Raw genomic sequence first — 8,787 nt, 5'->3', positions numbered from 1 at the left:
GGACGTCGCCGAAGCGGTGGTGGCCGATCCGTGGCCTGTCGTCGAGCGATCCGTGCTCGGGATGGCCTATCGGCGGGTCCGTGGAGCCGTGTAAGCCGTCGCCCCGAACGGGGGGCCGACGGGTGCGTCAGGCGCTGGCGTCGAGGTACACGGAGCCGGACGGCAGCCGCGTGGCGTCGACGGCGCGCAGTGCGCCGAGGTGGTCGAGGGCGGTGCGGCGGGCGTCCTCGACGGCGACGATGCGGTCGCGCTGCGCGGCGAGCAGCCGGGAGGCGCGGCCCACCAGGTCGCGCGGGATCGGTCCCAGCCCGGTCGGTTCGGTCCACGGCTCGTCGGCGGTCGCGCCACCGTCGAGCGTCGCCTCGAGTGCGTCGAGCACCGCTTCCCAACGGGCGCGCGAGTCGCCGTGCGCGTCGGACGGACCCGCGGCGTCGGGCTCCGACTCAGGCGACACCGAGGGCCCCGCCGGCGGTCTGCTGCGGTGCGGCCGGGGTCGCCGGCAGCGAGGCGGCCGCGTCGTGCCAGGCCTGGCGGAGCGGCTCGAGGATCCGGATGCAGTCGCGCGTGGCCTGCACGTCCCGGTGCACGTTCGCGGTGATGAGGGACGTCGACGCGTAGTTGTACACCGCGAGCAGTCCCTCGCCGCCGTCCCACACGTCGATCTTCAGCGTGGACGACAGCTCTCCCACGATCGCCTGCGCGTGCATGAGCTGGTCGCGGGCGCCGTCCCAGTCGGACGCCACCTGTGCGGTCTCGGCCCGGTGCAGGTCGAGCAGCAGTCGGTCGTACAGCATCGTGACGAGCTGCGCCGGGGTCGCCGACATGACCGCCTCGTTCGTGTACTGGGCACGGCGCTGCTCGGTCACCGAACGTGGCGTCGCTGCCTGCCGGAAGGCGGCCGCGCCGCTGAGGTCGTAGGCGTTCATGTCGGTTCTCCTGCGGCTCAGTTCGCGGACATCGACGCGAGCTGCCCGGCGAGCCAGCTCGACTGCGACTGCAGCTTGCTGAGGCTCGTCTCGAGCGCGGCGTACTGGGTCTGCAGCGTCGCCCGACGCATGGTCAGGCGGTCGGTCCACGAGTCGATCTGCGTGGTGAGGTCCTTGACCACGGACTGCTTGCCCGTGATCGCGGTGGTGATGGAGCCGGAGTACTTGTCGCTGGCGGTGGTGGCGGCGTCCGCGACGGCCTCCGCGACGCCGGACAGGATCGCCTGGGTCCCGGCGGGGTCGGCCGCGAGGGCCTTCTGGAAGGCGGCTGCGTCGAAGTCGAAGTCGCCGTCCTTCGAGATGACGATGCCGATGGAGGACGGGGACTTCCCGTTCACCGGTGTCGACATCGCGCTCGTCAGCCGTTGCACGGCCGAGCGGGTGGTCGCGTCCCCCAGCAGGACACCGGCGGTGGTGCTGGTCGTCCCGTTCGTCGGGCTGGTGGTGCTCGTCACGCCGGTGTTCGACGCGTAGTAGGACGTGACGGCGTTCAGCGCGTCGACGAGTCCGGACGCCACGCCCTGCGCCTTCGTCGTGTCGCGGGCCACCGTGATCGTCACGGGGTCCGCGGACGTCTTCGAGACGGTGACGTTGACACCCGGCAGCAGGTCGGTGAACGCGTTCGTCGCGCTCGTCACGGTCTGGGCGGCGGCGGAGCCCGCCCACAATGTGACCGAGGCGTCGGCGGCCCGGGTCACGACGGCGGCGCCGGTCTCGGCGAACACGTCCGTCGCGGTCCCGGCCGTGACGTCGGCGGCGGTCCCCCGGTGCAGGGTGAAGCCGTTCGCCGCGCCGGTGGCGGTGCTCGTCAGTTGCAGGCGGTAGAGCTTCGTGCCGGCGGCGTCGGTGCCGGCGGCGACCTTCGTCGCGGTGACCCCGGCGGTGGAGGCGTTGATCGCCGTCACGGTGTCGTCGAGCGAGCCCGTCTTCGGCGTGACCGTCGTGGTCGTGCCGTCGGGCTTCGTGAACGTCAGCGGCGACGCGGTGTCCCCCCAGGACGACATCGCGGCGGTGACGCCCACCTGCGCGGCGGCGGTCTGCCCGACGGTGAACGAGACGGAACCGGGCGTGGCCGCCGCACTCGTCGACACGGTGGCGTTCGTCGCGCTCGACGTCGCCGTGTACAGGTCGAGCGAGCCGGCCTTCGCCGCGGCGGAGGCCTTGGTCGCGAGCGACTGCACGAGCCCGTTGATCGTCTGCAGGGACGAGATGAACGAGTTGGTCGTCGTGACCTTCGCCTTGAGCAGGGTCTGCGGGACCTGCTCGATCGACATGAGCGAGTTGATGAGCTCGGACGTCTTCAGGCCGGAGACCAGGCCGTCGATCGCGAGCGAGGTGCTCGTCGCGGACGTGGTGGACATCGCGGACTCCCCGGCGGTCGTCGGATCGAGGTGGTGGCGGACCGACCGCGGTCAGTCCGAGGGGGTGGGCGCCACCACCGAGGAGCACCCGAACGGCTCCTCGGTGGTGACGACCGGTGCGACTAGCGGAGCAGCGACAGGACGCCCTGCGTGCTCTGGTTCGCCTGCGCGAGCATCGACGTGCCGGCCTGGCTGAGGATGTTGTCGCGCGTGTACTTCACCATCTCCTGCGCCATGTCGACGTCCGTGATGCGGGAGCCGGCCGCGGTGAGGTTCTCCTTGGCCACGTTCGTCACGTTGATGGCGTGGTCGAGGCGGTTCTGGACCGCACCGATGTTCGAACGTGCCGTGGAGACGTACTTGATCTCCGCGTCGATCTTCCCGATGGCGTCCTGGGCATTCACGGCCGAGTCGAACTGCAGTGCGCCCACGTTCGTGGCGACGTTCCCGACGTTGGCGTCCTTGAGGTCGATCGAAATCTGGCTCGAGGCGTTGCCGTCGGCACCCACCTGGAAGGTCAGCGTGCCGGAGCCCGTGCCGTCCGTGCTCGCGGTCCCCTCGAGCAGCTTGATGCCGTTGAAGTTGGTGGACTGCGAGATGCGGGTGAGTTCGTCCTTCAGCTGGCCGACCTCCGTGGAGATGGCAGTGCGGGACTCTGCGTTGTTCGAGTCGTTGCCGGCCTGGACGGCCAGGTCGCGCATGCGCTGGAGGATCGAGTGGGTCTCGGTGAGGCCACCTTCAGCGGTCTGCACGACGGAGATGCCGTCCTGCGCGTTGCGGGCGGCGACCGTGAGGCCACCGACCTGCGACTTCAGGCCCTCGGAGATCGACAGACCGGCAGCGTCGTCGGCAGCACGGTTGATGCGGAGGCCGCTCGAGAGCTTCTCGAGGGACTTCGACAGGTCGTTCTGCGTCGCGTTGAGGTTCCGGTACGTGTTGAGTGCCGAGAGGTTGGTGTTGATGGACATACCCATGATGTGTTCCTCCGTGAAACTGGGCCGATCGTCAGCCCGTCCGTGGGCTGACATGTGCTCCTCTCGACCGATCGGCCGGAGGCGTTAGGCGATCCGTCGGACGATTTCCCGCCCGGCGGACCGCCGGACGGTCAACTGGCCGCGACCCGGCCGAGCGGGGCGGCGTCGTGCACCGCGCGGGCGACCCCGGCGGCGGCGTTCGTGGCGACGCGGGCGAGGTACGCGCTCCGGCGGGCGGCCGTGGTGCGCGAGGCGGGCTCGGGCGTGACTCCGTCGTCGCCGTAGTGCGCGGCGAGTCCGTCGCGGAGCAGTCGCATCGCCTCGGACCGCTGCTGGGAGACGGCGGAGTGCGTGATGCCGAGCTCGGTGGCGACGTCCGTGACGGTGCGGTCGCCGAAGTAGACGGCCTCGACGATGAGGCGCATGCGGTCGGGCAGCGCCAGGACGGCGGCGCGCAGGTACCGGCGCTTCTCGGCCTCGAGCAGGTCCTCACCCGGCAGCGGGAGGTCGGCGGCGACCGTGTCGTGCACCGTCTCGTCGATCGGGGTGATCGTCCGCGCCGCGTCGGTGAGCGCGTCGACCGCGGTCTGCCGGTCGACGCCCATCGCGTCGGCGATCTCCTGCGGCGTGACGCTCCGACCGAGACCGGCGGAGAGGGCCTCCTGCGTCGCGAGCGTCTCGCGGATGCGCTTGCGGGTGCCACGGCTGGCCCAGTCGCCGGCGCGGAGGTCGTCGGCGATCGCGCCGGTGATGCGGGTCCGGGCGTAGGCGCCGAAGGGGACGCCGAGGGTCGGGTCGAACGCGTCGGCTGCCTGCACGAGGGCGACGGAGCCGACCTGTGCGAGGTCGTCGCGGCTGAGGTGGGTGGCGCGTGCGCAGGTCTCGGCGACGATGTAGCCGACGAGCGGCAGGTGCTCGACGATCATCGCGTTGCGTGCGTTCCGGTCCATGGTGTTCCCCTGGTCGTCCTGGTTCGGCTGACCCGTCCGTGGGCATGACGACCACCGGCGTCGGGACCGCCGGAGTACGTCGAAGAACCGCGCGGATCCGTCCTCGCGGTGCACCCGCGCCCTGGGCGCGACCTGGGGGTTGTCCCCCGGTGCTGCTTCCGAACCTATCGGCTGTGCAGGGGCTGAACGAGTGCCTGTCCGTACCCAGTGCGGGGGTGGGCGCCGAACACGCCGGTCCGCCCTTCTGCGGACACGGTCCGCCCGTGTCCCCCGATCGGCGGACCGGGCGCGCGCTGCTTACGCCGGGACCGACGGCGTCGATAACCCCTGGAGACCGCACCCGGCGGTCGATCCGATCCCGGAGGGGGCTGATGAGCGTGAACGACCTGTCCGCCGTCCTGTGGCGTGAACGCGAACTGCTCGAGCTGCTCACGTTCAAGCTCGAGGAGGAACAGCTCATCCTCGCCGCCGGGCGCTCCCGCTGGGTGTCGCACGCCAGCCGCGAGGTCGAGCAGGTCCTCGACCGCCTGCGCAGCACCGGTCTCGAACGCAGCGCCCAGAGCGCCGCCGTCGCCGAGGAGTGGGGCGTGTCCTCGGACGCACCGTTGCGCGAGGTCGTCGCCGCCGCGCCGTCCGGACCCTGGAGCGAGATCCTCGCCTCCCACCTCGCCGCCATGCTCGAACTGACCACGCGCATCGGCGCCCTGCGCGACGAGAACGACAGCTTCCTCCGCATCGCCGCCCAGGCGACGCAGGAGACGCTCGCGGGTACGGTCGCCGACGCGGACACGTACGACGCGACCGGCTCCTCGGGCGCGAACCCGGACGGCGCCCGCCTGTTCGACGGGAACCTCTGACCATGGTGAGCACCTTCGGATCGCTCCAGACCGCCTACTCCGGGCTCGCCGCGGCCCGTGCCGGGCTCGACGTCACCGGGCAGAACATCGCCAACGCCGGGACGACCGGCTACACCCGGCAGCGCCTCGTGCAGACCGAGGTCGGCGCACCGGCACAGACCGGCTTCCTCCGCGGCACCGCGGCCCTCGCTGGCCAGGGCGTGTCGGTCGACGCCATCGCCCGCCTGGCGACCGCCACCCTCGACACCCGCGTCCGGCTCTCCGCCGGCGCCGCCGCCTCCGCCGACACCCGCGCGACCGCCCTCGACCAGCTCGAGACCGGGCTGCACGAGCCGGGCGCCGACGGGCTCTCCGCGAAGCTCGACGGGCTCTGGTCCGCCTGGAGCGACCTCGCGACCCACATCGACGACCCGGGTGCCGCGAGCGCACTGCTCGGCGCCGCGAAGACCGTCGCCACGGCCCTCTCCGCCGGGTCGAAGAGCGTCGACGCGCAGTGGACCGCGACCCGGTCCACCGTCGCCACGCAGGTCACCCGGCTCAACGACGCCGCCGCGCAGGTCGCCGACCTCAACGGGCAGATCCGGTCGACGGTGGCGTCGGGCGGGAACGCGAACGAACTCCTCGACCGACGCGACCAGCTCACCGAGTCGATCGCGACGCTGACCGGAGCCACCGTCCGCGACAACGGCGACGGCACGGTCGACGTCGTCATCGGCGGGAACGCGCTGGTGCAGGGCACCTCCGCCCGCGCCGTCGCCCTCGCCGGTGCCGGCTCGTTGGCCGACACCCGCAGCGGTTCCGGCGCACCGGCCCTGTCCTGGGTCGGCGGCTCCGCGGGTCCGGTCGCCCTCGACGGCGGGTCGATCGCGGGTGGGCTGTCCCTGCTCGCGCCCGCGAACGGCGCACGGACTGGTGGTGCCCTCGCCGAGGCCGCCGCCGCCTACGACGCCGTCGCCACGGACCTCGCGACGTCGGTGAACGCCCTGCACGCCACCGGCACCACGCCGTCCGGGGCCACCGGCAGCCCGTTCTTCGCCCTCGCCGCCGGTGTCCCCGCGGCCCAGGGGCTGTCCGTCGTCCCGACGGACGCGAGTGGACTCGCCACCCGGAGCGCCACCGGGCAGTTCGACGCCTCGGTGCTGACGGCCATCGCGGCGGTCGGCAACCGTGCCGGCGGTCCCGACGCGACCTGGGCGACCTTCGTGACGGGCGTGGGCAGTGCCTCCCGGACGGCGACGTCGAAGGCGACGCTCACCGGGCTCGCCCTCAGCAACGCGCGCACCCAGCAGCAGTCGAGCGCCGGCGTCGACATGGACGAGGAGAACGTGTCCCTGCTCGCGTACCAGCACGCCTACCAGGGCGCGGCACGCGTCCTGACCGCCGTCGACGAGATGCTCGACACCATCATCAACCGCCTCGGCCTCGTCGGGAGGAGCTGACCGTGATCACCCGTGTGACCACCCAGATGACCATGGCCGCCGCGCAGTCGCGTCTGCAGGCCGGTGCCGCGAAGGTCGCCGACCTGACCGACCAGGCCACGAGCCTCAAGGCGATCCGGAAGCCGTCGGACGACCCGACCGGCACCGCGACCGCAATGCAGGTGCGCAAGGAGCAGGCGCAGGCCGCCCAGCACGCCCGGAACGCGGACGACGCCGTCGGGTGGCTCGCCACGACCGACAGCGCCCTCGCCGGGGTGTCGAAGGTGCTCGGCAAGGTCCGGGACCTCACCGTGCAGGCCGCGAGCGACGGGACGATGGGCACCACCGACCGGCAGGCGTTCATCAGCGAGCTCCAGGGCCTCAAGGCCGACCTGCTCAGCTCGGCGAACACGAAGTACGGCACGCGATCGGTCTTCGCCGGGTCCTCCCCCGCCGCGGCCGCGTACGCGCCGGACACGACGTGGGCCGGCTCCCCGTCCGCCAGCGTCACCCGGACGGTCGGCACCGGCGACGAGGTCCGCGTCGACACCGACGGCAGCGCCGTGTTCGGGACCGGCGACGCGTCGGTCTTCGCACTCCTCGACGACATCGTCGCCGACCTGCAGGCAGGGACGAACGTGAACCCCCGACTGAACGAGATCGACGCGGCGCAGGCCGCCGTCCGCGGTGCGCAGGCCGACGTCGGTGTGCGGCACTCCGCGGCGCTGTCCGCACAGGACGCGCTGAAGACGCTCTCGACCACACTCGAGGGTCGCCGCTCCGGCGTGGAGGACAAGGCGCTCGCCCAGGCCGTCCTCGACCTGCAGGTCCAGAGCACCAACTACCAGGCAGCCCTCGCCGTGACCGCGAAGGTCCTGCAGCCGACCCTGATGGACTACCTCCGATGAGCATCGACCTGACCTTCACCGTCGCACCGTTCGGCCTCGAGCCGCTGCGGTCGTTCACCCTCGACCCCGTCGACGGTGCCGACGGCCTGTTCGCCCTGGTGGGCACCGGCACGACGGACTCCGGCGTGACCGACCCGCGGCTGTACCTGCTCGACGCCGCCGTGCACCTGCCCGACTACGCGCCGGTGCTCGCCGACGAGCAGGCCGACCGCATCGGGCTCGAGCGTGCGGAGGAGGCCATGCTCCTCGTCGTCGCGAACCCGGACGCGGCCGGCACCACCGTGAACCTGCTCGCCCCGGTCGTCGTCAACGCCCGCACCGCCGTCGGCGCGCAGTTCATCCTCGAGGACCAGGACCTGCCGATCCGGGCCGAGCTCGCCCACAGCTGACCCTCCGGAGAGCGACCGCGCTCGGCCGCTCCGAGCACCCCCCGCGTAGCGTCGACGTCATGTCCCGCACCCCCAAGGGCCACGACGCGATCGTGCCGATGCCCCCCGCACCCGTCCAGACCGCCCCGTCCGCCGACGGTCAGCGCGTCCAGTCCGACGACACCTCGGGCTGGACCGCATGGCTGGACCGGGCGATCTCGGTGCAGCGGCCCGTCGTCGTCGCCCACGTCGCCCGTGTCCGTCGTCGTCACCCCGACGCCTCCCCGGCCGAGGTCATCGAGATCCTCGAGCGCCAGTACCTGACCGCCGTGACCTCCGGCGGCGCCGCCGTCGGCGCGAGCGCCGTCATCCCCGGCGTCGGGATGGTCGCGAGCCTCGGCCTGAGCGGAGCCGAGACGGTCGGGTTCCTCGAGGCCAGCGCGCTCTTCGCCCAGTCCGTCACCGAGGTGCACGGCATCACGGTCGAGGACCCGGAGCGCGCCCGCGCCCTCGTGATGGCGATGATGCTCGGCGCGCCCGGGACGCAGCTCGTCCAGCAGCTCGCGGGCCAGGCCCGCGGCGGCAAGGGTCGCACCGCGTTCTGGGGCGAGCTCGTCACGTCGTCGCTGCCGAAGCAGGCCGTGAGCGGCATCGGCGGGAAGCTGCGCAACACCTTCGTCAAGCGGTTCCTGACCCGCCAGGGCACGTCCGTCCTCGGTCGCGCCATCCCGTTCGGGATCGGTGCCGTCGTCGGCGGCCTCGGCAACCACGCGCTCGGGCGCAAGGTCGTCCAGTCCTCCCGCAGCGCGTTCGGTCCGCCGCCCGCGCACTTCGCGGTCGTGGTCGACGCCGAGCCGGTCGGCTCGGACTCCGCGAAGCCCCTCAGCAAGCGGCAGCAGCGCAAGCTCGACCGCTGACACGCCCGACGGACGGGAGGCCCGGCACCACCCGGTGGGGAGCCTCCC

Annotated in this window: 10 protein-coding genes; 5 read left to right on the top strand and 5 right to left on the bottom strand. The window is 72.5% G+C overall.

The genetic code is table 11. The features are described 5' to 3' along the window. Positions 1-127: 127 nt before the first annotated feature. The 5 genes from DEJ32_RS01280 to DEJ32_RS01260 form a co-directional block, all read right to left on the bottom strand. On the bottom strand, positions 128-454 hold the full coding sequence (locus tag DEJ32_RS01280; RefSeq protein ID WP_146234051.1) for a hypothetical protein: 327 nt from the start codon (positions 452-454) through the stop codon (positions 128-130). After that, positions 444-926, bottom strand: a complete 483-nt coding sequence (fliS, locus tag DEJ32_RS01275; protein ID WP_110900060.1) for a flagellar export chaperone FliS — start codon at positions 924-926, stop codon at positions 444-446. Before fliS ends, DEJ32_RS01280 begins: the two co-directional genes overlap by 11 nt. Before the next feature lie 17 nt (positions 927-943). Then, positions 944-2,347 carry a flagellar filament capping protein FliD gene (gene fliD / locus DEJ32_RS01270; protein ID WP_110900059.1) on the bottom strand — a complete coding sequence of 468 codons (1,404 nt, stop codon included), beginning with the start codon at positions 2,345-2,347 and terminating at the stop codon, positions 944-946. A 122-nt stretch (positions 2,348-2,469) separates the two neighbouring features. After that, positions 2,470-3,321 carry a flagellin gene (locus DEJ32_RS01265; RefSeq protein WP_284180717.1) on the bottom strand — a complete coding sequence of 284 codons (852 nt, stop codon included), beginning with the start codon at positions 3,319-3,321 and terminating at the stop codon, positions 2,470-2,472. Positions 3,322-3,452: 131 nt separating this feature from the next. Beyond that, positions 3,453-4,271 (bottom strand): sigma-70 family RNA polymerase sigma factor, encoded by an 819-nt coding sequence (locus DEJ32_RS01260; RefSeq protein ID WP_110825534.1) that lies wholly within the window; start codon positions 4,269-4,271, stop codon positions 3,453-3,455. Between the two features lie 371 nt (positions 4,272-4,642). Here DEJ32_RS01260 and DEJ32_RS01255 point away from each other — a divergent pair, with 371 nt between their 5' ends. From DEJ32_RS01255 to DEJ32_RS01235, 5 genes are read left to right on the top strand one after another with little or no spacing between them, the layout of a single operon-like run. Then, a complete protein-coding gene (locus DEJ32_RS01255; RefSeq protein WP_110900057.1) occupies positions 4,643-5,128 on the top strand; it encodes a flagellar protein FlgN in 486 nt (161 codons plus the stop codon). Positions 5,129-5,130: 2 nt separating this feature from the next. Continuing rightward, positions 5,131-6,567, top strand: a complete 1,437-nt coding sequence (gene flgK / locus DEJ32_RS01250) for a flagellar hook-associated protein FlgK (protein WP_181420546.1) — start codon at positions 5,131-5,133, stop codon at positions 6,565-6,567. 2 nt (positions 6,568-6,569) lie between these two features. Next, on the top strand, positions 6,570-7,454 hold the full coding sequence (flgL, locus tag DEJ32_RS01245; RefSeq protein WP_110889736.1) for a flagellar hook-associated protein FlgL: 885 nt from the start codon (positions 6,570-6,572) through the stop codon (positions 7,452-7,454). Beyond that, positions 7,451-7,843 (top strand): flagellar assembly protein FliW, encoded by a 393-nt coding sequence (fliW, locus tag DEJ32_RS01240; protein WP_110825478.1) that lies wholly within the window; start codon positions 7,451-7,453, stop codon positions 7,841-7,843. The genes flgL and fliW overlap by 4 nt, the downstream gene beginning before the upstream one ends. Before the next feature lie 59 nt (positions 7,844-7,902). Continuing rightward, positions 7,903-8,739: a hypothetical protein gene (locus tag DEJ32_RS01235; protein ID WP_181420337.1), complete on the top strand. Its 837-nt coding sequence runs from the start codon at positions 7,903-7,905 to the stop codon at positions 8,737-8,739. Positions 8,740-8,787: the final 48 nt, after the last annotated feature.

This window comes from Curtobacterium sp. MCPF17_046, assembly GCF_003224295.1.
Taxonomy (GTDB): Bacteria; Actinomycetota; Actinomycetes; order Actinomycetales; family Microbacteriaceae; genus Curtobacterium.
Note: the sequence above shows the minus strand (reverse complement) of the source record. Positions and strands in the feature narration are given on the sequence as shown.

Bases quoted from the DNA above. Each gene is read 5' to 3' on its own strand.
- fliS (WP_110900060.1), bottom strand. From the start codon at position 926: ATGAACGCCTACGACCTCAGCGGCGCGGCCGCCTTCCGGCAGGCAGCG.
- fliD (WP_110900059.1), bottom strand. From the start codon at position 2,347: ATGTCCACCACGTCCGCGACGAGCACCTCGCTCGCGATCGACGGCCTG.
- DEJ32_RS01265 (WP_284180717.1), bottom strand. From the start codon at position 3,321: ATGGGTATGTCCATCAACACCAACCTCTCGGCACTCAACACGTACCGG.
- DEJ32_RS01260 (WP_110825534.1), bottom strand. From the start codon at position 4,271: ATGGACCGGAACGCACGCAACGCGATGATCGTCGAGCACCTGCCGCTC.
- DEJ32_RS01255 (WP_110900057.1), top strand. From the start codon at position 4,643: ATGAGCGTGAACGACCTGTCCGCCGTCCTGTGGCGTGAACGCGAACTG.
- flgK (WP_181420546.1), top strand. From the start codon at position 5,131: ATGGTGAGCACCTTCGGATCGCTCCAGACCGCCTACTCCGGGCTCGCC.
- fliW (WP_110825478.1), top strand. From the start codon at position 7,451: ATGAGCATCGACCTGACCTTCACCGTCGCACCGTTCGGCCTCGAGCCG.
- DEJ32_RS01235 (WP_181420337.1), top strand. From the start codon at position 7,903: ATGTCCCGCACCCCCAAGGGCCACGACGCGATCGTGCCGATGCCCCCC.